This window comes from Domibacillus sp. A3M-37 (genome assembly GCF_024213455.1).
Lineage (GTDB): Bacteria > Bacillota > Bacilli > Bacillales > Domibacillaceae > Domibacillus > Domibacillus tundrae.
The window spans coordinates 728683-753387 of record NZ_JANAVL010000001.1 but is presented as its reverse complement, the minus strand read 5'-3'; the positions used below and the strand labels follow the sequence as shown (position 1 = coordinate 753387).

At 45.6% G+C, this 24705-nt stretch carries 30 protein-coding genes; 28 read left to right on the top strand and 2 right to left on the bottom strand.

Translation table 11 applies throughout. The features are described 5' to 3' along the window. Position 1: 1 nt before the first annotated feature. From NLX67_RS03665 to spoIID, 26 genes are all read left to right on the top strand, one after another. Positions 2-1336, top strand: a complete 1335-nt coding sequence (locus tag NLX67_RS03665) for a dihydrolipoamide acetyltransferase family protein (protein ID WP_254310432.1) — start codon at positions 2-4, stop codon at positions 1334-1336. A 79-nt stretch (positions 1337-1415) separates the two neighbouring features. Continuing rightward, positions 1416-2486 carry a peptide chain release factor 1 gene (prfA, locus tag NLX67_RS03660; RefSeq protein WP_254310431.1) on the top strand — a complete coding sequence of 357 codons (1071 nt, stop codon included), beginning with the start codon at positions 1416-1418 and terminating at the stop codon, positions 2484-2486. Between the two features lie 3 nt (positions 2487-2489). Then, the gene (prmC, locus tag NLX67_RS03655; protein ID WP_254310429.1) at positions 2490-3335 is read left to right on the top strand and encodes a peptide chain release factor N(5)-glutamine methyltransferase; all 846 of its coding nucleotides are present in this window, start codon (positions 2490-2492) and stop codon (positions 3333-3335) included. 45 nt (positions 3336-3380) lie between these two features. Further along, complete coding sequence (locus tag NLX67_RS03650) at positions 3381-4043, top strand: stage II sporulation protein R (protein WP_254310427.1); 663 nt, start codon at positions 3381-3383, stop codon at positions 4041-4043. Between the two features lie 91 nt (positions 4044-4134). Beyond that, a complete protein-coding gene (locus tag NLX67_RS03645; protein ID WP_254310426.1) occupies positions 4135-5181 on the top strand; it encodes an L-threonylcarbamoyladenylate synthase in 1047 nt (348 codons plus the stop codon). A gap of 126 nt (positions 5182-5307) precedes the next feature. Further along, a complete protein-coding gene (locus NLX67_RS03640; RefSeq protein WP_254310425.1) occupies positions 5308-5829 on the top strand; it encodes a manganese efflux pump MntP in 522 nt (173 codons plus the stop codon). 86 nt (positions 5830-5915) lie between these two features. Beyond that, on the top strand, positions 5916-6338 hold the full coding sequence (locus tag NLX67_RS03635) for a low molecular weight protein arginine phosphatase (protein WP_254310424.1): 423 nt from the start codon (positions 5916-5918) through the stop codon (positions 6336-6338). Next, on the top strand, positions 6335-7624 hold the full coding sequence (locus NLX67_RS03630) for a methyl-accepting chemotaxis protein (protein WP_254310423.1): 1290 nt from the start codon (positions 6335-6337) through the stop codon (positions 7622-7624). Before NLX67_RS03635 ends, NLX67_RS03630 begins: the two co-directional genes overlap by 4 nt. A 57-nt stretch (positions 7625-7681) precedes the next feature. After that, a complete protein-coding gene (rpiB, locus tag NLX67_RS03625; RefSeq protein ID WP_046179049.1) occupies positions 7682-8131 on the top strand; it encodes a ribose 5-phosphate isomerase B in 450 nt (149 codons plus the stop codon). Further along, positions 8131-8709: a TIGR01440 family protein gene (locus tag NLX67_RS03620; protein ID WP_254310422.1), complete on the top strand. Its 579-nt coding sequence runs from the start codon at positions 8131-8133 to the stop codon at positions 8707-8709. The genes rpiB and NLX67_RS03620 overlap by 1 nt, the downstream gene beginning before the upstream one ends. A gap of 162 nt (positions 8710-8871) precedes the next feature. Next, positions 8872-10113: a serine hydroxymethyltransferase gene (gene glyA / locus NLX67_RS03615; protein WP_046179047.1), complete on the top strand. Its 1242-nt coding sequence runs from the start codon at positions 8872-8874 to the stop codon at positions 10111-10113. 139 nt (positions 10114-10252) lie between these two features. Next, entirely contained in the window at positions 10253-10882 is a 630-nt protein-coding gene (gene upp, locus NLX67_RS03610) for a uracil phosphoribosyltransferase (RefSeq protein ID WP_046179046.1), read from the top strand. A gap of 19 nt (positions 10883-10901) precedes the next feature. Continuing rightward, complete coding sequence (gene wecB, locus NLX67_RS03605) at positions 10902-12050, top strand: non-hydrolyzing UDP-N-acetylglucosamine 2-epimerase (RefSeq protein WP_046179045.1); 1149 nt, start codon at positions 10902-10904, stop codon at positions 12048-12050. Between the two features lie 256 nt (positions 12051-12306). After that, positions 12307-12531 (top strand): AtpZ/AtpI family protein, encoded by a 225-nt coding sequence (locus NLX67_RS03600; protein WP_046179044.1) that lies wholly within the window; start codon positions 12307-12309, stop codon positions 12529-12531. Positions 12532-12537: 6 nt separating this feature from the next. Then, the gene (locus tag NLX67_RS03595) at positions 12538-12930 is read left to right on the top strand and encodes an ATP synthase subunit I (protein WP_046179043.1); all 393 of its coding nucleotides are present in this window, start codon (positions 12538-12540) and stop codon (positions 12928-12930) included. A 1-nt stretch (position 12931) separates the two neighbouring features. After that, positions 12932-13654, top strand: a complete 723-nt coding sequence (atpB, locus tag NLX67_RS03590; protein ID WP_046179042.1) for a F0F1 ATP synthase subunit A — start codon at positions 12932-12934, stop codon at positions 13652-13654. A 76-nt stretch (positions 13655-13730) separates the two neighbouring features. Beyond that, complete coding sequence (atpE, locus tag NLX67_RS03585; RefSeq protein ID WP_045852010.1) at positions 13731-13943, top strand: F0F1 ATP synthase subunit C; 213 nt, start codon at positions 13731-13733, stop codon at positions 13941-13943. Positions 13944-14204: 261 nt separating this feature from the next. Continuing rightward, positions 14205-14723 (top strand): F0F1 ATP synthase subunit B, encoded by a 519-nt coding sequence (gene atpF / locus NLX67_RS03580; protein WP_254310421.1) that lies wholly within the window; start codon positions 14205-14207, stop codon positions 14721-14723. After that, positions 14720-15262 carry a F0F1 ATP synthase subunit delta gene (locus NLX67_RS03575; RefSeq protein WP_046179041.1) on the top strand — a complete coding sequence of 181 codons (543 nt, stop codon included), beginning with the start codon at positions 14720-14722 and terminating at the stop codon, positions 15260-15262. The genes atpF and NLX67_RS03575 overlap by 4 nt, the downstream gene beginning before the upstream one ends. A gap of 49 nt (positions 15263-15311) precedes the next feature. Continuing rightward, entirely contained in the window at positions 15312-16820 is a 1509-nt protein-coding gene (atpA, locus tag NLX67_RS03570; RefSeq protein WP_046179040.1) for a F0F1 ATP synthase subunit alpha, read from the top strand. Between the two features lie 79 nt (positions 16821-16899). Next, positions 16900-17760: a F0F1 ATP synthase subunit gamma gene (locus NLX67_RS03565; RefSeq protein WP_046179039.1), complete on the top strand. Its 861-nt coding sequence runs from the start codon at positions 16900-16902 to the stop codon at positions 17758-17760. A 133-nt stretch (positions 17761-17893) separates the two neighbouring features. Then, positions 17894-19312 (top strand): F0F1 ATP synthase subunit beta, encoded by a 1419-nt coding sequence (gene atpD, locus NLX67_RS03560; RefSeq protein WP_046179121.1) that lies wholly within the window; start codon positions 17894-17896, stop codon positions 19310-19312. Positions 19313-19335: 23 nt separating this feature from the next. Beyond that, positions 19336-19746, top strand: a complete 411-nt coding sequence (locus NLX67_RS03555; RefSeq protein WP_046179038.1) for a F0F1 ATP synthase subunit epsilon — start codon at positions 19336-19338, stop codon at positions 19744-19746. Between the two features lie 145 nt (positions 19747-19891). Further along, on the top strand, positions 19892-20125 hold the full coding sequence (locus NLX67_RS03550) for a DUF1146 family protein (RefSeq protein WP_046179037.1): 234 nt from the start codon (positions 19892-19894) through the stop codon (positions 20123-20125). Between the two features lie 308 nt (positions 20126-20433). Next, positions 20434-21723: a UDP-N-acetylglucosamine 1-carboxyvinyltransferase gene (gene murA / locus NLX67_RS03545; protein WP_254310420.1), complete on the top strand. Its 1290-nt coding sequence runs from the start codon at positions 20434-20436 to the stop codon at positions 21721-21723. Positions 21724-21845: 122 nt separating this feature from the next. After that, positions 21846-22775 carry a stage II sporulation protein D gene (gene spoIID / locus NLX67_RS03540; protein WP_254310497.1) on the top strand — a complete coding sequence of 310 codons (930 nt, stop codon included), beginning with the start codon at positions 21846-21848 and terminating at the stop codon, positions 22773-22775. 26 nt (positions 22776-22801) lie between these two features. On the opposite strand, the gene NLX67_RS03535 is transcribed toward spoIID, so the two are convergent. Further along, positions 22802-23236: a VanZ family protein gene (locus tag NLX67_RS03535; protein ID WP_254310419.1), complete on the bottom strand. Its 435-nt coding sequence runs from the start codon at positions 23234-23236 to the stop codon at positions 22802-22804. Between the two features lie 145 nt (positions 23237-23381). Between NLX67_RS03535 and NLX67_RS03530 the strand changes: the two genes are divergently transcribed. Both NLX67_RS03530 and spoIIID read left to right on the top strand, forming a co-directional pair. Further along, positions 23382-24044, top strand: coding sequence for a M23 family metallopeptidase (locus NLX67_RS03530; protein ID WP_172645543.1), 663 nt, complete (start codon positions 23382-23384; stop codon positions 24042-24044). Between the two features lie 121 nt (positions 24045-24165). Further along, positions 24166-24417 (top strand): sporulation transcriptional regulator SpoIIID, encoded by a 252-nt coding sequence (gene spoIIID, locus NLX67_RS03525; RefSeq protein WP_046179033.1) that lies wholly within the window; start codon positions 24166-24168, stop codon positions 24415-24417. Here spoIIID and NLX67_RS03520 read toward each other — a convergent pair. Beyond that, positions 24343-24705: hypothetical protein (locus tag NLX67_RS03520; RefSeq protein WP_254310418.1), on the bottom strand; the 363-nt coding region annotated here is incomplete at its 5' end. The genes spoIIID and NLX67_RS03520 overlap by 75 nt on opposite strands.

Genomic DNA, 24705 nt, shown 5'->3' with positions numbered 1-24705 from the left:
TATGACAAATGCTGCTTTAACACCTGTAAAGCTCCCGCGATTATCAGACAGAGATGACGAAAGTGTCATTGTTTTCTGGCATAAATCAGTGGGGGATGAAGTGAAGCAAGGAGATGTGCTTGTAGAAGTACAGACCGCAAAAGCCGTCAATGAAATTGAAGCACCTGCAGACGGCTTCTTAACAGCCATCCGTATCGCAAGGGGGGAGGTAGCGTCTGTTGGGAATGTGCTGGCTGACATCGAGGTGGTAAAGCCTGTAACTATTGATGAAGCAAAAAAGAAAATGAATGAGAGTTTTGTTGAAGCCTCTCCGCGTATAAGAAAAATCGCAAAGGAGCTCGGGGTAAATTTAGCTGACGTTTCACCGACTGGACCGAATGGACGGCCGACAGAAGCAGATGTCCGGCGATTTGCAGAGCGGGCAGCCGAAACAAAGGCAGAAACATCACAACAAAAACACCGTGTCATTGCCACACCTTCTGTTCGGAAATACGCCCGCTCAAAAGGCGTTACGATTGATGAGGTGCAGGGCCAGGGCGGCAATGGACGTATAACGGCAGACGATATTGACAATCACATAAAGCAATCTGTCCCTATTTTAAACAAACCTGAGGCACACATACTCCCTATTTCACAAGATAGTCGAATAGAAGTGGAGAAAATGTCTGTTACCCGAAAAGCGATTTCCAATGCCATGATACATTCAAAGCAAACCGTTCCGCACGTAACACATTTTAGTCAGGCAGAAGTGTCAGAACTTGTCCGTGTCCGTCATTCATGGAATGAAAATGCCGTTGAAAAAATCACGTATTTGCCGTTTATTATAAAAGCATTTGTGCAAATGTTGAAAAAATATCGGATATTAAATGCATCGATTCGTGAAGAAACAGATGAAGTAGTGTATAAATATTTTTATCATATTGGCATTGCCGTTCAAACAGAAGATGGTCTTCTTGTGCCTGTCATAAAAGACTGTGATCAAAAATCAGTTATGGGCATCGCGGAGGAACTGGGTGAGTTAACAGAGAAGGCCCGAACCGGTAAATTAACGGCTGCAGATATGCAAGATGGAACATGTACCATTTCCAACATTGGCTCTGCAAAAGGCAGTTGGTTTACACCGGTCATTCATCATCCAGAAACTGCTATTTTAGGTGTTGGCATGATTGAGAAACAGCCGGTTATCAAGGGAAATGAAATTGTCATTGGGCAGGTTATGCCGTTATCATTAAGCTACGATCACCGATTAATTGACGGTGCAGCAGCGCAAAATGCATTAAATGACCTGAAAGAAACGCTTGAAAATCCGATCAAACTATTTATGGAGCTCACTTAAACAGGATAGTGGGATTGTCGAAGTGAATACCTCTATACTATAATGAAAACATTATGGGGAAAAGATAGAGGTGACCGGCATGTTTGACCGACTGCAGGCGGTGGAAGACCGTTATGATAAATTAAATGAACTATTAAGTGATCCGGACATTGTAAACGATCCGAAGCGGCTGCGTGATTACTCAAAAGAACAGTCCGATATTCAAGGGACGGTTGAAGCTTACCGCGAATACAAAGACGCAAAAGAACAATATGCGGATGCGAAAGCAATGCTGGAAGAAAAGCTGGATGCAGAAATGCGTGAAATGGTGAAAGAAGAAATGAGTGAGCTCGAAGAAACACTTGCTGATCTGGAAGCGCGGATGAAAATTTTGTTGATCCCGAAAGATCCAAATGACGACAAAAATGTCATTATGGAAATTCGTGGCGCAGCCGGAGGCGATGAAGCCGCCCTTTTTGCCAGTGACTTGTACCGGATGTATTCGCGCTATGCAGAAGCGAATAACTGGAAAATCGATGTCATTGAAGCGAGTACAACGGGTGTCGGCGGCTATAAAGAAATCATTTTTATGATCAACGGCCGCGGTGCGTATTCCAAGCTGAAATATGAAAACGGGGCACATCGTGTGCAGCGCGTGCCGGAAACGGAGTCAGGCGGCCGGATTCACACATCAACCGCGACGGTCGCTGTTTTGCCTGAAACAGAAGAAGTTGAAATTGACATTCACGACAAAGATATCCGGGTTGATACGTTCACGTCAAGCGGCCCAGGCGGCCAATCGGTTAATACGACGATGTCTGCCGTCCGCCTGACTCATATGCCTACAGGAATTGTTGTATCGTGCCAAGATGAAAAATCGCAAATTAAAAATAAAGAAAAAGCGATGAAAGTATTGCGTGCGCGCATTTATGACAAATTTCAAAAAGAAGCGCAGGCTGAATACGATGCAGTGCGTAAATCAGCGGTAGGGACGGGTGATCGTTCTGAGCGGATTCGCACCTATAATTTTCCGCAAAACCGTGTCACAGATCACCGGATTGGGTTAACAATCCAAAAACTGGATCAAATTCTCGAGGGAAAAGTCGGTGAAGTGATCGACGCGCTTATTGTGGAAGATCAATCAAGCCGTCTTGAAAACCTGGAGGATTAACCTATGGAACAAAAAGTATACGAAGCCCTAAAGTGGGCTTCTTCTTATTTAATGGAGCGTGGCCGCGACGCGAATGCAGGCGAACTTGTCATGAAGCATGTGTTAAAGACGAGCCGTTCTGATCTCCTGGCACGTCTGCATGACCGGTTGACAGATGAGCAGTCGGCTGAATTTCAACAAATGGTTACAGACCATGCAAAAGGAGTGCCGGTGCAGCATTTGATCGGCACAGAAGACTTTTACGGGCGGTCGTTTATCGTCAACGGCGATGTACTCATTCCGCGCCCGGAAACGGAAGAACTCGTCTATCAAGCACTCCAAAAAATAAAAACGAGGATAAATCCTGTTATTGCTGACATTGGTACCGGCAGCGGGGCCATTGCGGTCACGATGAAGGCGGAAAGACCGGATGCAGATGTCTACGCAGTTGATTTATCAGCGGAAGCAATCAAAACAGCCGCTCAAAATGCCGCAGTGCTTGGAGCGGAGATCATTTTTTTACATGGCGACTTGGCGGCGCCATTAATAGAGCGGGAATTGTTTGTAGATGTTTTGCTATCCAATCCGCCATATATTCCTGTGAATGAACGAGAAACATTGTCCACAGTGGTTGTGGATTACGAGCCGCATATGGCCTTATTTGGCGGAAAAGACGGTCTTGATTTATATCGAAAATTAGCAAAACAGCTGCCACTTGTAGTGAAAAAAGGCGGGCTGGTGGGCGTAGAGACAGGCGCCGGCCAAACAAAAGACGTGGCCGCGATATTTCAAGCGTCTTTTCCAGACAGGGAAACAGAGATTGTGTATGATATTAACGGAAAAGATAGAATGGTATTTTTGTACGTTTAAGATTGTTCTGTTCCGGTGATACTGATTGCCGGGAGGGATGACAAAATGAAAACAAAAATTCTTATTTTATATGTATATGGACTTGCAGCAGCTGCCTGCTTTATGATGTACTTTGCCCCGGCGGATCCGGCAGCAGGCGGTATTCCGGATGAGGCGATCCGTATAAGGGTAGTAGCGCATGATAATAGCAAAGCAGAGCAAGAAAGAAAAGAGCGCGTTCATTTAGCGGTGGCGGCTCAAATCGGAGAGTGGGCTGCTAAAGCGCAGTCACGCGAAGAAGCACGAGTACTGATCGCAGAAAATGTACAAGATGTGACAAGCAATGCGTCAAAAGCGGCCGGCGAAAACGTACAAGTTTCTTTCGGTACAGAAGCATTTCCTGCTAAGCAGTATGGCCGCTATGTGTATCCGCCAGGTGAATACGAATCACTTGTTATCACCATTGGGGATGGACAGGGAGATAACTGGTGGTGCCTGCTGTATCCATCGTTTTGTTTTCCAGAAGAAGAAGAGGAAAAACCGGAATACAAGTGGGCGGTCATCGAATTATGGGAAGAGCTGCAGAGTGAAGATCCTATAAAGGTGAATGATAAAGCCATTGTCACAAAAAATGATATCAAGTCACTTTGTACAACAATTGCAAAAAATCCACAATCATCCACACAGTTATACACAGAAGCGGATGAGTTATACACATATTGTGAATAACTTTGTTTGCAAATGAAGTAGAAAGTGGATTTATATATAAAATAATAGGATTATATTAGATTTTGTGAATAAAAAAGTAAAGGTGACGAATATGGAGACGAAACACTGGGTTGTGGATAAGTCGGTTATAACTCATCAACATTATCCACATATAAAAGAAGCAGCCGACCTTATTCGAAATGGTGACGTGGTTGCTTTTCCGACAGAAACGGTTTATGGACTGGGTGGACAAGCGAAATTAGACAATGCTGTGGAAAAAATTTTTCAAGCGAAAGGCCGTCCATCCGATAATCCGCTAATTGTCCACATTGCGGAACAGGCGGACGTGGACAAATTGGCACATTCGATTCCGACATACGCATATCTGTTGATGAATGCGTTTTGGCCGGGACCACTGACTGTCGTTGTGCCGAAAAAAGAAGGAGTCTTGTCCGAGCGTGTAACGGCTGGTCTCCATACAGTCGCGATTCGCATGCCGGATCATCCTGCGGCGCTGGCACTTATTAAAGAATCGGGCGTTCCGGTCGCGGCGCCAAGCGCGAACCGCTCCGGCAAGCCAAGCCCAACAGCTGCAAAGCACGTGCTGGATGATTTAAACGGGCGTATCGCCGGTGTATTGGATGCCGGGGAAACAGGAGTCGGACTTGAGTCCACCGTTGTCGATTGCACAGGAGACTATCCTGTTGTTCTGCGCCCGGGCGGTATTACGCAGGCCGATATTGAAGCGATAGCCGGAAAAACAGATACAGATACGACACTAAAACAAAAAGAAGAGACTCCGAAAGCACCAGGCATGAAATATGCGCATTATGCGCCTGAAGCGCCTCTTTACATAATGGAAGGACTGCCCGCCGTGATTCAGGAAAAAGTCGATGAGTGGCGTGCGGAAGGAAAAAAAGTCGGTGTGCTTGCGGCAGCAGAAAGCGCTGCAATGTACAAAGCCGAAGCAGTTATAACATGCGGTTGCCGAAGCGATTTAGCTTCTGTCGCAAAAGAATTATATGGAGCGCTCCGGTCGTTTAATGAACAGCCGGTTGATGTTATTGTTGCGGAAGCTTTTCCGACAGAAGGAGTCGGAGCTGCCATTATGAACAGATTGGAAAAAGCGGCAGGGGATAAATGGATTAAAACGAAGTAAGCAGGCTGCATGAGCAGCCTGCTTTATTTTTTTCTTATCTGAAAAGCGAAAGCCGAAAACATCACTCATATTCATTGTTCCTCCCCATTACGTGTATAGAAAAAATCAAAAAGCATATAAATAAGCATGGATATTTTTATTTTATCATTGGCGCTGTCGGCAGATGCATTTGGTGCAGCACTGGCTGTTGGAATGAGGCGCATGGGGCTTTTGGACAAGCTGATGTTAAGTGCAGCGGTCGGCATTATGCATATTTTACTGCCATTGATCAGCATGACAGCAGGCAGTGAATTGCACGGACTATTTGGTGATATCCTCTATTCGGCGGGCGGTATAGTGCTCGCGCTTACCGGGCTGCAAATGGTATTGTCTTTTTTCAAAAAAGAGGAACGAAAAAAGCCGGCAGGACTTGGGATGGTGCTTTTTGCGTTTGGGGTAAGCATGGACAGCTTTTCAACCGGGCTGTCACTCGGTGTGCTTGGGATGGACAAGTCGATAGCGGTCATAAGCTTTGGTGTATGTGCCTCTTGTATGACAATGGCCGGTCTTATGTTCAGCAGCCGGATCAGTACAGCCGCAGGGAAAGCGGGTGAAGCGGCAGGGGGAGTGCTTCTGTTGTTAATTGGTTTAAAATGGATATTTGTTTAGCGGAAGTCCTTTTCTTCACGAAAAGGACTATTTTCCTGTAAACCGTTCCTTTATAATGAAAGAAAACGGATGCAAAGGTGGTTTTTATGAATATTTTGTTTGTGTGTACAGGCAATACATGCCGAAGTCCGATGGCGGAAGCGATTTTGCGTCAAAAGAAACCGGAGTGGCAAGTAAAATCGGCAGGTTTATATGCACATCCAGGTGAGCCGGCTTCGAAAGGAACCACCACAGTGTTAGCCGAAAAAGGCATTCCGCATCATCATACTTCTTCTCAAGTAACGGAAGAATTACTTGACTGGGCAGATTCGGTTTTGACGATGACATCGTCACATAAACAATTGATTGACATTCACTTTCCCCATTTTCGGGATAAAGTAACGTTGCTAAAAGAAATAGACGGTGACGTGGCAGACCCATTTGGTGGTCCGGATTCCGCATACAGAAAGACATTTGAAGAATTAGACCACTACATAAGCAGATGGCTTGAAAAGAAGGCACGGAAATGAGAGAGAAAAAATCATATTCATTTGGCATTCGAAAAAAACTCGTCGTGCTCGTTACATTGCTTGCACTCATAACGTATACGTTTAGTGCATTATTTATGTATTACGTATATCCGGCTTATTTTTCACATATAAACGAAATGGTTTTTACCATTGGGACGCTGGCACTTGGCATTCTTTGGTCAGCGATTTTGGCTTATTTTGCTGCTTCCTATTTTGTAAACCCAATCGTCCGGCTCGAATCAGCGGCTCACGCGGCGGCTTCAGGGCGGATTGAACATGAAGTGGAACTTCCGAAAAGTGACGATGAAATCAGGGCGCTCGGCGTCGCATTTAATGATATGCTGACCAATTTGCGGACGATGGTGCAAAGCATTGAAAGCAATTTTTCTGTCACAAATGAAAGTGTCGGGCATATCGCAGAGATTAGCAGTCAGGCGGCACAGCAGGCGCTCGGCATGGCGCAAACGGCTGAGGAGATCGCTGGAGGTGCGGAAAGTTCGGCGCACGCTGTCCAGGCGACAGCCGAAGCAATGGAGGAAGTAGCGGACATTGCAGGATCAGTACAGAAAAAAGCAAAGGAATCCGCTCACAAAGCAGGCAGTATGGTACAGGAATTGGACATAAGCAGGCAAGCATTTCAATCCCTTATTTCCGGCATGGATACACTTGCTGCGGACAATATAGAATCACTCGAAGCGGTAAGGGCACTTGAAGAAAATGCGCGCAAGGTGGGCAATGTCATCAGCCTTGTCGGCGACATTGCCGCGCAGACAAATTTACTGGCGCTTAATGCCTCAATTGAAGCAGCGCGTGCTGGAGAGCATGGAAAAGGATTTGCAGTTGTGGCAGAGGAAGTAAGGAAGCTGGCAGATGAAAGTGCCACGGCGGTAAAAAGCATTTCCGCTCTCGTTAAGCAAATTCAGCTTGAAGTTGATCATGTCGTCCGTAAAATTACCGATCAGGCGAAAGCGGCTGGAGAAGGCGTTAAAAAAGGAGCATCCGCCCAAGAAGCGGTTGGCCACATTAGCGGAAAAATTAACAGTATGGCAGCAGAAGTCGAAGAAATTTCGCGTCTTGTTGACAAGCAGATGGGCAAAATCGAACAAACAACACGCCAATCTCAAGAAGTGGCGGCGATCGCAGAAGAAGCCTCCGCCGGTGCAAATGAAGTCACACATGCCGCTCATACACAATCGGATGTTATTCACGAAATCGGCGGAATCAGCCAAAAATTGCAGGAGCATGCGGCCGCGTTAAAGTCAGTTATTACCCGTTTCAAATTGTAGTTTTCGCGTAAAATATGAGAAAATAAAAACAGAAAAGCTTGAAAGGAGCGTTTTAACATGAAGGTGGCAATTGCATCAGATCACGGCGGCATGAACATTCGCGAAGAGATTAAAACATTAATGCAAGAACTCGGTATTGAATATGAAGATTTCGGCTGTGAATGTGCCACATCTGTTGATTATCCGGATTATGCCATCCCAGTAGCAGAAAAAGTAGCGGCAGGCGAATTTGACCGGGGAATTTTAATTTGTGGGACAGGCATTGGCATGTCGATTACGGCAAACAAAGTGAAAGGCATTCGCTGCGCACTTGTTCACGATGTGTACAGCGCCAAACTGACCCGCCAGCATAACGATACAAACATCATTGCGATGGGCGAGCGGGTTATCGGAGCCGGGCTTGCACGGGAAATTGCCCAAACATGGCTGACAACGAACTTTGAAGCAGGCCGCCATGCCACACGGATTGGAAAAATTGCGGAATATGAAGAAAAGAGTGAGCTGTGATGGACGCGCCCACTGCGTTCCAGCAAGCGTTAGAGACAATTCTTTTGGAGCTGCAGGAGCAAGCGCAGTTTAAGAAAGGACAGTTATTTATCGTTGGCTGTTCTACTTCTGAAGTCGCCGGAGGCCGGATCGGTACAGCCGGCACGGATGAAACAGCTGCTGCTCTTTATGAAGTACTCGATTCATTTGCAAAGAAAACAGGTGTTCATCTGGCTTTTCAATGCTGTGAGCATTTAAACCGGGCGGTTGTGCTTGAGCGCCAAACTGCTGAGAAATTCGGCTATGATGAAGTGGCCGCTGTACCTGTTCGGACAGCTGGCGGTGCCATGGCAGCATATGCATTCGGGCAAAAAGATTGCGTGCTCGTTGAATTTGTCAAAGCAGACGGCGGGATTGACATTGGCGATACGTTTATTGGCATGCATTTAAAACACGTGGCAGTGCCGGTTCGTACGTCCGGTAACTCGGTGGGTGCAGCACATGTAACAATGGCGAGAACGCGTCCGAAATTAATCGGCGGTCCGCGTGCTGTTTACGAAAAAACGAATGTAAGCGATTTGAATGGGCCTGAATGTTAAGAAATTGCTGTCTTTTTTGTGGGAGACAGCCCTTTTTTTACGGAAAAGACGTAAAAAAGCATAAAATGCAGTTGAAAGATTCGGAAAACATGTTATTATGAAAGAGGATTTTTTAACAACTATTCGTATACATTATTTTATAGATCGGGAAGGGGAACAACGATGAGTAAAATTCAAGCGCAAGACCCGGCTGTATTTGCAGCAATTGAAGATGAACTAAAGCGCCAGCAAACGAAAATTGAGCTGATTGCGTCAGAAAACTTCGTATCGGAAGCGGTAATGGAAGCACAAGGTTCGGTTTTAACGAATAAATATGCAGAAGGCTATCCAGGCAAACGCTACTACGGCGGCTGCGAGCACGTTGACGTTGTGGAAGATTTGGCGCGCGATCGTGCAAAAGAACTTTTCGGTGCAGAATATGTAAACGTTCAGCCGCATTCAGGTGCACAGGCAAACATGGGTGTTTACTTTGCTGTTTTAGAAACAGGCGACACGGTTCTTGGCATGAATTTATCTCACGGCGGCCACTTAACACACGGAAGCCCCGTTAACTTCAGCGGTGTTCAATATAATTTTGTTGAATATGGTGTCACAAAAGACGAGCAATTAATCGATTATGAAGATGTTCGTCAAAAAGCGCTTGAGCACAAGCCGAAATTAATCGTTGCAGGTGCTAGTGCATACCCGCGTGCAATCGACTTCGCAAAGTTCCGTGAAATTGCGGATGAAGTCGGCGCTTACTTGATGGTGGACATGGCGCATATTGCTGGTTTAGTTGCTGCAGGTCTTCACCAAAGCCCAATTCCATACGCGCACTTTGTGACAACAACAACACACAAAACGCTTCGCGGTCCACGCGGCGGAATGATTTTGTCAACTGAAGAGTTTGGCAAAAAATTCGATAAATCCATTTTCCCTGGTATTCAGGGCGGTCCGCTTATGCATGTTATTGCTGCAAAAGCGATTGCATTTGGCGAAGCGCTTCAGGATGATTTTAAAGTATACGCGCAAAACGTGATCGATAATGCAAGCCGTTTGGCTGAAGGCTTGAAAAACGAAGGCATCGACATCGTGTCAGGCGGAACAGACAATCACCTTCTATTGATCGACCTTCGTTCACTTGGCCTGACAGGTAAAGTGGCGGAAGCCGTATTGGACGAAGTCGGCATCACTGTAAACAAAAATACGATTCCATATGATCCGGAAAGCCCATTTGTAACAAGTGGTGTCCGTATCGGTACAGCAGCGGTTACATCACGTGGATTCGATCTTGCGGCAATGGATGAAGTAGCATCAATCATTGCGAAAACATTGAAAAACCATGAAGATGAAGCGGTGTTGAAAGAAGCGGCTGAACGTGTGGCTTCTTTAACATCAAATTATGCACTTTACCAGGAAGCATAAAAAAAACTGCCGGCCGTGCGCCGGCAGTTTTTTTCACGATGCTGCAGAATATTCCAATTCTCATTCGGTTGCCCGCCTTGTGCTTTTCAAGTAAAATAGGATTGGCTTTGCATGAGCGTATAAATGAGGAGTGAAAATGATGGGAAAAGTTTATGTATTTGATCATCCGTTAATTCAGCACAAATTGACGATGATCCGTGATAAAAACACTGGCACAAAAGATTTCCGTGATCTGACAGACGAAGTAGCCACATTAATGGCGTTTGAAATTACACGCGATTTGCCGCTTGAAGAAGTAACGGTTCAAACACCGGTTTGTGATGCAAAAGCAAAAGTGCTGGCCGGCAAAAAGTTAGGAATTGTGCCAATTTTGCGCGCGGGTATTGGTATGGTGGACGGAGTGCTTAAACTCATTCCTGCTGCAAAAGTGGGTCATGTCGGGTTATACCGTGATCCGGAAACGCTTCAGCCGGTTGAATACTATGTGAAGCTTCCTACGGATGTGGAAGATCGTGATTTCATCGTTGTCGATCCAATGCTTGCAACAGGCGGTTCTGCGATTGAAGCGATTAATTCCCTGAAAAAACGCGGCGCGAAAAATATTAAATTTATGTGTCTGATTGCAGCTCCTGAAGGCGTGGATTTATTAAAAGAAGCACATCCGGATGTGGACATTTATATTGCTTCACTGGATGAAAAGCTAAACGAAAAAGGCTACATCGTTCCGGGTCTTGGTGATGCCGGCGACCGGTTATTCGGAACCAAATAAAGAAAAGCAGGTGGAGAGAATGGATCGCCCGATTAAAGTAATGACGATTTTCGGCACGCGGCCGGAAGCGATTAAAATGGCACCGCTCGTTTTAGAATTAAAAAAACGTCCGGAAGAATTTGAAGCCATCGTAACCGTAACAGCACAGCACCGCCAAATGCTTGACCAGGTGCTCAATATTTTCAATATTACACCGGATTATGATTTGAATATTATGAAAGACCGTCAGACGTTGATCGATGTAACAACGCGTGGACTTGAAGGGCTCGACCAGATAATGAAAGACGTCAAGCCGGATATAGTGCTTGTTCACGGTGACACAACAACGACATTTGTTGCAGGTCTTGCTGCATTTTACAACCAGATTGCGGTTGGCCATGTGGAAGCGGGTCTTCGTACGTGGAATAAATACTCACCGTTCCCTGAAGAAATGAACCGCCAGCTGACAGGTGTGATGGCAGATCTTCATTTTTCACCGACAGCACAATCTGAGCAAAACCTGTTGAACGAAAATAAAAATCAGGAAGCGATTTTTGTTACAGGAAACACGGCGATTGACGCATTAAAAACGACAGTGAAAGACGAGTATACACATGAAGTGCTGCAAAAGCTCGGCGCCGACCGTCTCGTATTAATGACCGCACACCGCCGTGAAAATCTCGGCGAGCCGATGAAAAATATGTTCCGCGCGATCAAGCGTCTTGTCGAAGATCATGATGACATTCAAGTTGTCTACCCGGTTCATTTAAATCCAGTCGTTCGTGAAACAGCCGATTCGATTCTGGGCAACGATCCACGCATTCATTTAATTGAGCCGCTCGATGTTATTGATTTTCATAACTTTGCAGAGCGTGCCCACATTATCTTGACGGATTCAGGGGGCGTGCAGGAAGAAGCACCGTCACTTGGTGTACCGGTTCTCGTTTTGCGCGATACTACAGAACGTCCTGAGGGGATTGACGCCGGAACATTGAAACTTGCCGGTACTGATGAAGAAACGATTTATTCACTTGCTTCCGAGCTTCTGACAGATAAGACTGCTTACGAAAAAATGTCGAAAGCATCGAATCCATATGGTGATGGGGAAGCGTCACGCCGCATTTGTGACGCGATTCGCTATTACTTTAAAGCGGCAAAGAACAAGCCGGAGCGATTTGAAGTGAAATAAAAATAGAAGAAGGTCGTCTAAAATTGCGGACGACCTTCTTCTATTTTGAAATGAACGTTCGGAAAAAATGGAAAAAGTATGAGCATTTTGTGAAATATCCGTGTTGGCTGCTGAGGTTTTCGTTCACAACACATTGACATTGAAAAAGGGCTATTGTATGCTAACAAAGGGTAAGGAGAATGGGTTTTATACATAGTGTAACCGTTTTTTTGCCGCTGTTTTTTTTATGTCGTCAAGCATACGATTGAGGTGTGTGATGAACCGGAATCAGAAAAACCGACCTTTTAGGGCGATGGCGCTTTATAGTGCTGTACTTGCTCAGCTCGCCGGCTCGATGATTGCCGGTATTTTTGCAGGTCTGGCGCTTGACAACCATTTCAATACAGTGCCTCTTTTTTTAATCATCGGACTGCTGGGAGGCCTCTCGGCAGGAATTTACGCCATGCTGCGGACAATTCAACATTTCAATTCAGGAGACTAGCAATCAATGCCCGAACTCCAGCATTCCATTAAACGACAGCGAAAATATTTGCTTTATCTGCTTGCCATCTTCGTCATCGGCTGGGGATTTACGTCCGCTCAAGCTGTTTATGCAGGACTGATCTTAGGGACTGCGCTCAGTCTTTACAACCACTGGATTATCGCAAGAAGAATTGAACGCTTCAGCAAAGCAGTGGAAGATGGACGGAAGATTCCATCTCTTGGCACAATTCTGAGGATGGGATCTGCAGCACTTGCAGCCATGATCGCTCTCCAAAACCCGGATCAATTCAATTTGATCAGCACCGTTATTGGATTAATGACTGCTTATGCAGTGATTATGATAGATTTTGGAATCCAACATATTATAAAACGCACGAACGGGAAAGAGGTGAAATAATTTGGATCATAAGTCTCCATTAATTCATCCTGAAATATTTGGGGTGACATTGACGTTCAACCTGGCAAACATGCTGATGATTACAGTAGCCAGTGTCATTGTATTTCTGATCGCGGTGCTCGCTACACGAAAGCTGGCATTGAAACCGACCGGAATACAGAACTTCTTTGAATGGGTCATGGACTTTGTCAAAGGGATTGTTAAAAGCAATATGGACTGGAAGACAGGCGGGCGATTCCATGTTCTTGGAATCACACTGATTATGTACATTTTCGTATCCAATATGCTCGGACTTCCGTTCGCGATTGTTTATAACGATTATTTATGGTGGAAATCACCGACAGCCGATCCGGTTGTCACACTCACGCTGGCCGTAATGGTAGTGGGCTTGTCTCATTATTATGCGATCCGCATGAAAGGTTTTTCCGAATACGGAAAGGATTTCTTCCGCCCGATGTGGTTTATGTTCCCGCTGAAAATTATCGAGGAATTTGCCAACACGCTTACACTTGGTCTCCGGCTTTATGGTAACATCTTTGCCGGTGAGATTCTGCTTACACTACTTGCAGGATCGCTTGCTACAGGCGTTGGCGGACATCTGGCAGCTGTCATTCCGACACTTGCATGGATGGGCTTCTCTGTTTTCGTTGGTGCCATTCAGGCATTCATCTTTGTTATGTTAACGATGGTTTATATCTCACATAAAGTGAGCGATGACCATTAATATAATTACCTGTTCAGCCATTGGACAAACAAATTTTAGTAAATCAGGTTTTCAAAAATAAGGAGGAAAAATTAACATGGGTCTTTTAGCAGCAGCAATTGCAATTGGTTTAGCGGCCGTTGGTGCCGGTGTAGGTAACGGTCTGATCGTATCGAAAACAGTCGAAGGTATGGCTCGTCAGCCAGAAGCACGTGGTATGCTCCAAACAACAATGTTCATCGGGGTAGCACTAGTAGAGGCGATTCCTATCATCGCCGTAGTAATCGCGTTCATGGTACAAGGACAATAAGAAATGCGGAGACGGCCTGATCAGACTCGACAGGCATAAGGGGCATTGGATGTGTGGCGCTTTTTGCCACATGGCCGGTGACACTTATGACCCCGAGAGTCTGGCCGTCATAGCTGGACATAGTACAAATTTATGGCGAAGATCACATTCTTATGGGAGCCTTCGCCATTCCTTTATGTGTAAATCGCAATAACCGTTTATTGGAATGTTTTTTCTTTTAATAGGAAAGAACACGAACCTCTTGAAGGGAGTGAAATGATCGTGACGACAAACGCATACGTACTTGGAGCGGGCGCCGGCTTTAATGGCGGCGACATCATCTTCCAATTACTCATGTTTATCATCTTGCTCGCATTGCTGAAAAAGTTTGCTTGGGCGCCATTAATGGGCATCATGACTCAGCGTGAAGAGCATATTGCATCGGAAATCGAAGCGGCTGAAAAAAGCCGTGTCGAAGCGAATCAATTATTAGAACAAACACGTGCGGAAGTAAAAACAGCCCGCCTTGAAGCACAGAATACAATTGAAAATGCCAAGAAAATCGGCGAAGAGCAAAAAACAGAAATTCTTGCGGCTGCTCGTGCAGAATCAGAACGCTTGAAAGAATCCGCGAAGCTTGAAATTGCGCAAGAGCGTGATAACGCAATGAACTCATTGCGTGAGCAAGTGGCTGCATTATCTGTGATGATCGCCTCGAAAGTGATTGAAAAAGATCTTTCAGCTGCAGATCAGGAACAGTTAATTAATGAGTACATTAAAGAGGCAGGGGAAGAGCGATGAGTAAATCCGGAGCGGCAAAACGCTACGCGATCGCGCTTTTCGAACTGGCAAAAGAAAAAAACGAAGTAGCGAAGTATGACCAGGAACTGCGCGTCATAAAACAGGTCATCGATGAAAATAGCGAAATTTCCAAACTGTTGGAATCGCCGAACTTATCAGTGGCAGACAAGCAGGCCCTAGTTAATACACTAGCTGCCCACGCATCAGTAACCGTTTTAAATACGCTAAAGCTGCTTGTTGAGCGCCGGCGTGCCAATGAAATCGTAGCTGTATGTGAGGAATTTATTAAGCTTTCTAATGAAGAACGCGGCATAGCTGATGCCACTGTTTTTTCCACGCGCCCACTGACAGAAGCAGAAAAAGTGAGCGTATCTCATACTTTTTCCCGTAAAGTCGGCAAGCAGACGTTAAACATTGAAAACATTGTGGACCCGAATCTTCTGGGCGGCTTAAAAGTCCGGATCGGCAACCGCATTTTTGACGGCACTTTGCGTGGCAAATTAAACCGTCTTGAAAAACAATTAACGACAAATTTATAATTTAGATAGAAGCATTTAAGCTTCTTGAAGAAACTGAGGGGTGACATGCATGAGCATCAAAGCTGAAGAAATCAGTGCGCTGATAAAAAAGCAAATTGAAAACTTCCAGTCCGACATTACAGTTAGCGACGTCGGTACTGTCATCCAGGTTGGGGACGGTATCGCACGTGCTCATGGCCTCGACAACGTCATGGCGGGAGAGCTTCTTGAATTCTCTAACGGCATCATGGGGATGGCTCAAAACCTGGAAGAAAACAACGTAGGTATTATCATTCTTGGTCCTTATACTGGGATCAAAGAAGGCGATGAAGTGCGCCGCACAGGCCGCATCATGGAAGTACCGGTTGGCGAAGAGCTAATCGGCCGCGTTGTAAACTCACTTGGTCAGCCAGTCGATGGTCTTGGTCCAGTCAATACAACGAAAACACGTCCAATCGAAAGCCCGGCAACAGGCGTTATGGCCCGTAAATCGGTTCATGAGCCGTTGCAAACTGGGATTAAAGCAATTGACGCCCTCGTGCCAATCGGCCGCGGACAGCGTGAATTAATCATTGGTGACCGTCAAACAGGTAAAACGACAGTTGCAATTGATACAATCTTGAACCAGCGTGACCAGGATATGGTATGTATCTATGTTGCGATTGGCCAAAAAGAATCAACAGTCCGTAATGCGGTGGAAACACTTCGCAAACACGGTGCGCTTGATTACACAATCGTTGTAACAGCGTCGGCATCTTCACCAGCTCCATTGTTGTTCCTTGCGCCTTATACAGGCGTATCAATGGCAGAAGAATTCATGTTTAACGGCAAACACGTTTTGATCGTATATGATGATCTTTCAAAACAAGCAGCTGCATATCGTGAACTTTCCCTTCTTCTTCGCCGTCCTCCAGGTCGTGAAGCGTATCCTGGTGACGTATTCTACTTGCATTCACGCCTTCTTGAGCGTGCAGCGAAATTGAATGATACACTTGGTGCAGGTTCGATTACAGCACTTCCATTCGTTGAAACACAAGCAGGGGATATCTCCGCCTACATTCCAACGAATGTTATCTCAATTACAGACGGACAAATCTTCTTGCAGTCTGACTTGTTCTTCTCCGGTGTACGTCCGGCGATCAATGCGGGTCTTTCTGTATCACGTGTTGGTGGTTCCGCACAAATTAAAGCGATGAAAAAGGTAGCAGGTACACTGCGTCTTGACCTTGCCGCTTATCGTGAGCTTGAAGCATTTTCACAGTTCGGTTCAGATCTTGATGCGATTACGCAGTCGAAGCTAAACCGTGGTGCCCGTACAGTTGAAGTATTGAAGCAGGATTTAAACAAACCGCTTAAAGTTGAGCGCCAGGTTGTCATTCTTTATGCATTGACACGCGGCCACCTTGACGATATTGCGGTTTCAGATATCACTCGTTTCGAAGATGAACTGTTACACTGGCTCGATAAAAACCACACAAATGTGTACGATCATATTCGCACAACGAAAGAACTTCCGTCTGATGATGAATTGAAAGCAGCAATCAGCGAGTTTAAAAAGTCGTTTGTGAAATCCGAATAAGAGCAGCATGAGGGCGGTACCGTCTACCGGACGTCCGCCCTGTCTGCGTCATCAAACACAAAAAGGGTGGTGAGAGAAAGTGGCATCGTTACGCGATATACAAACACGTATTACATCGACGAAAAAGACGAGTCAGATTACGAAAGCCATGCAAATGGTATCCGCTTCTAAATTGAGCCGTGCGGAATCAAATGCAAAATCATTTGTTCCTTATATGGATAAAATTCAGGAAGTTGTTGCGTCAATCGCGCTCGGCAGTAAAGATGTAACACATCCGATGCTTGTCTCCCGCCCCGTTAAAAAAACCGGGTACCTTGTTATTACATCGGACCGCGGTTTGGCGGGAGCTTATAACAGCAGCATTTTACGTTCTGTCTACAAACAAATTCAAGAGCGTCATACGTCAAAAGACGAGTATGTTGTCATTGCGCTTGGACGCGTTGGCCGGGATTTTTTCCGCATGCGCGGCATTGAAGCTATTGAAAGCGTCACAGGTCTTCCAGATCAACCGTCTTTCGCTGATGTAAAAGAGATCGTTCGTAAAACCGTCGATCTTTTCTCCGAAGGCGCATATGATGAACTTTATATGTACTACAGTCATTTCGTCAATGCCATTCAGCAAGACGTTACTATGAAAAAAGTATTGCCTTTGACGGATATCGAATCGTCAGGCGGCCGCCTTTCTTCATATGAATTCGAACCTTCCGCAGAAGAAATTCTTGAAGTATTGCTTCCTCAATATGCAGAAAGCTTAATTTATGGAGCACTTCTTGACGGAAAAGCGAGTGAGCACGCGGCGCGTATGACGGCTATGCAAAGTGCAACCGACAATGCCAAAGAGCTCATCCGTGCATTAACACTTCAGTACAATCGTGCGCGTCAAGCAGCAATTACCCAGGAAATTACGGAAATTGTCGGCGGGGCAGCCGCACTCGAATAGTAACATAAAGCGGGCGGTTTTTGTCCATGACCTACAAGAAGCAGGTCGCAAATACATGGCGATTGACGCCGCGAAATTAGCATTTGATCATTATACAATTCAAATGCAATTGAACAAAACAGGAGGGAAAATGATGAACAAAGGACGCGTTCTTCAAGTCATGGGTCCGGTCGTTGACGTTAAGTTTGAAAACGGTCAGCTTCCAGCCATTTACAACGCCTTGAAAGTTCAAATCGGCTCAGAAGCCGGCAGCAAAGCTTCTGAACTTACGCTCGAAGTCGCTACGCATCTTGGCGATGATTCTGTACGTGCGATTGCAATGGCATCAACGGATGGCCTTCAGCGTAACCAGGAAGTAGTGGATACAGGAAGCGCGATTTCAGTACCAGTTGGAGATCTCACACTTGGTCGTGTATTTAACGTACTTGGTGAACCCATTGATCTTGCAGCACCAATCGAAGCAGGAGCCCGCCGTGATGCGATTCACCGCCTGGCGCCTACATTCGACCAGCTTTCAACTGAAGTTGAAATTTTGGAAACAGGGATCAAAGTTGTTGACCTTCTTGCCCCGTACATTAAAGGTGGTAAAATCGGTCTCTTCGGCGGTGCCGGTGTAGGGAAAACAGTACTTATTCAGGAATTGATCAACAACATTGCGCAGGAACACGGTGGTATTTCTGTATTTGCCGGTGTTGGAGAGCGTACTCGTGAAGGGAATGACCTTTTCCACGAGATGAGTGATTCCGGTGTTATCGCGAAAACAGCGATGGTATTCGGACAAATGAATGAGCCGCCGGGTGCACGTATGCGTGTTGCCTTAACTGGTTTGACAATGGCTGAATATTTCCGTGATGATCAAGGGCAGGATGTACTGTTCTTTATCGATAATATCTTCCGTTTCACGCAAGCGGGTTCTGAAGTATCAGCCCTTCTTGGACGTCTTCCGTCAGCGGTAGGTTACCAGCCGACATTGGCAACAGAAATGGGTCAGCTTCAGGAACGTATCACATCAACTAACGTAGGTTCTGTTACATCAATCCAGGCAATTTATGTCCCAGCCGATGATTATACGGATCCGGCTCCAGCGACAACATTTGCTCACTTGGATGCAACAACGAATCTTGAGCGTAAACTTTCTGAGATGGGTATCTACCCTGCGGTAGATCCACTTGCATCAACGTCACGTGCCCTTTCACCGGCAATTGTTGGAGAAGAGCATTACAACGTCGCACGTTCTGTACAGCAGACATTGCAGCGTTACAGAGAATTGCAGGATATTATTGCAATCCTTGGTATGGATGAATTGTCAGAGGATGATAAATTGACGGTTTCGCGCGCACGCCGTATTCAGTTCTTCCTTTCACAAAACTTCCACGTGGCGGAGCAGTTTACAGGCCAAAAAGGATCTTACGTACAAGTACAAGATACAGTACGCGGATTCCGCGAAATTTTGGACGGCAAACACGACAATCTTCCTGAAGATGCATTCCGTTTGGTCGGCAGCATTGAAGAAGTTGTGGCAAAAGCACAAGAAATGGGTGCGAACGCCTAATATAGGGACCAGGAGGTTTAGCTATGAAGACATTTAACGTCAATATCGTCACTCCTGACGGTCCGGTCGTAGATACGAACGTGGAACTTGTTAGTGCGAAAGCACAAAGCGGTGAGCTCGGCATTATGGCCGGCCACGTCCCGATGGTCGCTCCCTTGCAGATCGGCGCTGTCCGGTTGGTTACGGACGGCAAGCAATCCGAATTGGTCGCTATCAGCGGCGGCTTTCTCGAAGTTCGTCCGGATCAGGTAACGATATTAGCGCAAGCTGCTGAAAAAGCGGAGAACATCGATGTTGCCCGTGCAAAAGAAGCTCAGCAGCGTGCTGAGCAGCTATTGCAAAGCAAACAACAAGAAAACATCGATTTTAAACGTGCCGAACTAGCTTTGAAACGTGCGATTAACCGCGTTAATGTATACGAAGGCAAACTATAAAAAATGCTGCCCATCGGTTGTGACGATCGGGCAGCTTTTTTCTTTTTTAATGAATAACTAGACTTCGTTTCGCGACCAAAGTCTACGCGCGTGAACGAATTTACATGTTCGTGACCAACCACAACATAAAAAAAGGAGAAATGACGTGATTGAATCATTTGGACAAGAAGCATTGATCAGCATGATTCTCAGCCTTTTTTGCATTGGCTTATCGTTTTGGGCATTACAATCGCTCCGGCTCGACCAGCTTTTTCGCAAAAATCAAGTTGCACAGGCGCGTATGCTTTATCTGCTGCTTTCGATTGCCATCGGGTCAGCGGTCAGCAGCTTCTTTTTAAACTATTTGCAATGGGCTCGTCAGCTTCCCTTACTGTTTTAATTCAAGTCGTGCACTGACGTACTTGCCTTTTCTGGGAAAATCATTTAAATTTGATGGAGATACTTTGTGAAAAAACATTCATTGTGGGTTTGTTACCTGATAAAACGGGAAAACAAAAAAAGGTGGTTTTTTGAATAATTTCACAAATTCTCTACAAAATGTGCTAAATTTCACTTGTGAAACGCGCGATTAGGATGGTAAACTTTAATAAGTTTTGTCGAAGTTATGAAAAAGACATTGGACAGGGCTGGAACGTCAGTCCACTGATTTGAATATGTATAATAGAAAAGGACGCGGAGGGGAACAGTTTGGACAAAATTATCGTCCGCGGCGGCCGTCAGTTGAACGGTACCGTCAAAGTTGAAGGTGCAAAAAACTCGGTGCTGCCAGTTATTGCAGCAACCATGCTTGCAGGAGAAGGAAAGTGTGTCATTCGTGATGTACCTACTTTATCCGATGTATATACGATTAATGAAGTATTACGCCACTTAAATTGTGAAGTAACGTTTGAAAACAATACGGTAACAGTTGATGCAACACAAGAACTTTTAATTGAAGCTCCATTTGAATACGTTCGCAAAATGCGCGCCTCTGTTTTAGTTATGGGTGCACTTTTGGCACGGAACGGAAAAGCACGTGTGGCATTGCCGGGTGGATGCGCGATCGGTTCACGTCCCATTGATCAGCATTTAAAAGGATTTGAGGCAATGGGTGCCCATGTACGTGTTGAAAATGGCTTTATTGAGGCGGAAACGAATGGCCGCTTAAAAGGCGCAAAAATTTACTTAGATTTCCCAAGTGTAGGGGCAACGGAAAACATTATGACAGCAGCTGCTCTTGCAGAAGGCACAACCATCCTTGAAAATGCGGCAAAAGAGCCGGAAATCGTTGATCTTGCAAACCTCATTAACAAAATGGGCGGCAGAGTAATCGGTGCCGGAACAGAAACGATTCGTATTGAAGGTGTTGAAGTCTTAAGAGGTGCAGAACATGCCATCATTCCTGACCGTATTGAAGCAGGCACATTCATGACGGCCGCAGCGATTACAGGCGGAAACGTTCTCGTCGAAGGCGCTGTTGCAGAACATATGTCATCTTTGATCGCTAAAATGCGTGAAATGGGTGTTGAAATTATTGAAGAAGATAATGGCGTTCGTGTCATCGGCCCTGAAAAGATGAAATCGGTCGATATTAAAACAATGCCTCACCCTGGTTTTCCAACAGATATGCAGTCACAAATGATGGCACTTATGCTGAAAGCTGAAGGAACAGGTGTCATTACGGAAACTGTTTTTGAAAATCGTTTTATGCACGTGGAAGAATTCCGCCGTATGAACGCAAATGCAAAAATTGAAGGCCGTTCGGTTATTATTGACGGTCCAGCTGACCTGCAGGGTGCAGAAGTTGCAGCAACTGATTTACGGGCTGCAGCAGCTCTTATCTTAGCCGGCCTTGTTGCAGATGGCTACACACGTGTCACAGAATTAAAGCATCTTGACCGCGGATATGTAAACTTCCACGGCAAGCTTGCAGCGCTTGGTGCAGATATTGAGCGTGTAACGGAAACAGCAGATACACCAGTCGCGGTGAAGAGCTGAATTCTTTCTTAATTCTTTATTTTATTTTTTTACAAAAACCGTCTGTAGGTGCAGGCGGTTTTTTTACGTTCAGTCATAATCAGTATAGTCGGGCATATCCCTTTTTATACAGCAAGGAGGGAATTTTGTTGAAAAAGCCGTTATACACATTTTTATTTATTATCATCGCTGCGATTGCTATCCCTGCCGCAGGTCTATTACTCACAGAAAATAAAACAACACCGGATGTGCAGGAGCCGACAGTCGATGTTGTCCGATCGGATACGCAAAAAACAGAATCCGTTCCGCTTGAAGAGTACGTTGCAGGCGTGGTGGCGGCGGAAATGCCTGCTTCTTTTGAAAAAGAAGCGTTAAAAGCACAAGCGGTTGCCGCGCGGACATTTATTTTAACACAAACGCTAAAAGGGCTGGATGTGACAGATACGGTGGACGACCAAGTGTTTAAAGACGATGAAGACCAGAAGGAGATGTGGGGAGAAGATTTCGAGACAAACAAAACCAAGATCGAAGCGGCCGCACGTGAAACAGAAGGTGAAGTGCTCGTATATAACGGCAAGCCGATTACAGCAGCTTTTTTTTCATCCGGCAACGGGCAAACAGAAAATGCGGAAGAATACTGGCAGTCAGCTGAGCCGTATTTAGTGAGCGTCGCCAGTCCGTGGGATGCAGCTGCGCCAAACTTTGAGCAAGAAGTGGTTTTGACAAAACAAGAAGTCGAAGAAAAGCTGGGTGTTTCACTTCCAGAATCAGGTAGTGTGGGTGCTATCACTAAAAAAACAACGGGAGGCCGCATTGGAGCCATTACCATTGATGGGAAGTCATTTACCGGCCGCAGCATACGAGAAACACTCGGACTTCCTTCTGCGGATTTTCAGATGACGGTAAGCGATGGAGATGTTGTCGTCACGACAAAAGGATATGGACACGGCATCGGCATGAGCCAATATGGAGCAAATGGAATGGCAAAAGAAGGAAAAAAATATGAAGACATTACCGCCCATTACTACCCGGGAGCCGTGATTGGTGATGTCCAAACGTTTCTGAAGCGCTGAAAACAGAATGAAAAGCACGTCCGCTCTTATTGCGGACGTGTCCATTCGCTAAAGTCATCCATCCAGCGGCCAACTCGTGATTTTTGTTCAAAATACATATATTTAACAGCCAGAAAAGCAATAATTACACCGGTTACATCTTTAATCGCATCAATTAACGTCGCAGACCGGTATGGAACGAAAGCCTGATGAATTTCATCAGCCAGCCCATAAAAAGACGCAAAAACCGCTGCAGCAAGACTGACAAAAGGCGTTAATTTGTCATTGGCCAAAAATGCAAGCGCAATGAGTCCATACAAAATCGCAAATTCAACAAGGTGAAGCGATTCTTTCACAAATAAATCCACTGTATTATTCGGCAAATCCACAATTGTATCGTGCGGAAGCCCTGACATGATCCAAATCGCAATCATATATAAAACAGGCAGCGCCATCAATAAGAACCGAATCCCTTTTTTCACTACCACACCTCCACATCCTCTTTGATTTTACCACCTCCTTACAATACGAACGGACACGTTTGTGGCGTTTTTTTTACGATTTGGGGAATTTTATGGCACAGATGTATAAAAAATCATCTGCCTGTCCAAAATGGTTTTTGAGGTGATGACCATGAAAGAGGGCGGCAAAAAAACACTCCCCCCAAAACTGAAAGACTTTTTTATGAAGCGGCGGGCTTTGCCTGCGATTTATCTTGCTTGTGCTATTTTATTGATTTCGAGTCTCATGTTTTATGAAGTGATGAAGCCGGATGAGCAGGAAGATGCGACTGTATTTAATGAACAGGCGGAAAGCGTCAATGGCAGCGGAGCGCCGGAAAAAATGATTATGCCAGCCGTTGAAGAAGCAGTCGCGAAAACCGCTTTTTATGATGAAAAAGCGGAATCAGGAGATCAGGAAGATGCGCTTGTTGTATTTAACGACACGTATTACGAAAGCACGGGCGTCGATTATGTTCTTGAAAACGGAAAAACGTTTGCTGTCTCAGCACCGCTTTCGGGAACGGTTACGGATGTCCGCGAAGACGCATTTCTCGGCAATTACATCGAGATTGATCACGGAAACGGCGCGATCAGCACATTTCAATCGATCACGGACATTCAAGTGAAAAAAAATGACACTGTCAGCCAAGGACAAGAAATTGGTGAAGCCGGACGAAGCATTTTAAATGAGTCAGCCGGCGTTCATGTTCATTATGAAATGACCAAAGACGGCGAATTATTAAATCCATCTGCGCTCTATGGAAAAGCTATAAGTGAATGGAAATGAATATTTCCCAGGCTATACGCATATTGTTAATAAAAAGAAATGGGTCTACTTTCATTCGATGAAACCTGTGGCCGCACCATTCGACACCGCTCATCCCGTTTCCGTTGAAGGAGGCGTGTGCGTGCGCGAATACATCAAAGAAAGAGCGCTGAAGGCCGGCAAGCATATCGTCGAAACAAATAAAACCGTCCGGGACATTGCCAAAGAATTTGGTATCTCAAAAAGCACCGTCCACAAAGACTTAACCGAGCGGCTGCCGAACGTAAACCCAGAATTATCTGCCCGCGTGGAACATATTTTACACTACCATAAATCCATCCGGCACCTGCGTGGAGGAGAAGCGACCAGACAAAAGTGGAAGAGGCCGGTCTAAGGACTGGCGCACTTCCACTTTTGTAAGAATGAATGCTAAAAACGCCGCTTCCTGCGGCACGTATTCATGATTCACATCCTGTGAACCCGAGGCCTGTTTAGGCTCGACAAGCACAAGGGGCATCGGCGAAGTGGCGTTCTTTGCCGCATAGCCGTTGACACTTGTGACCTCAAGAGCCTGGCCTCTGGAACTGGATGAAGCAAAAGTGGAAGAGGCCTGTTTAGGCTCGACAAGCACAAGGGGCATCGGCGAAGTGGCGTTCTTTGCCGCATAGCCGTTGACACTTGT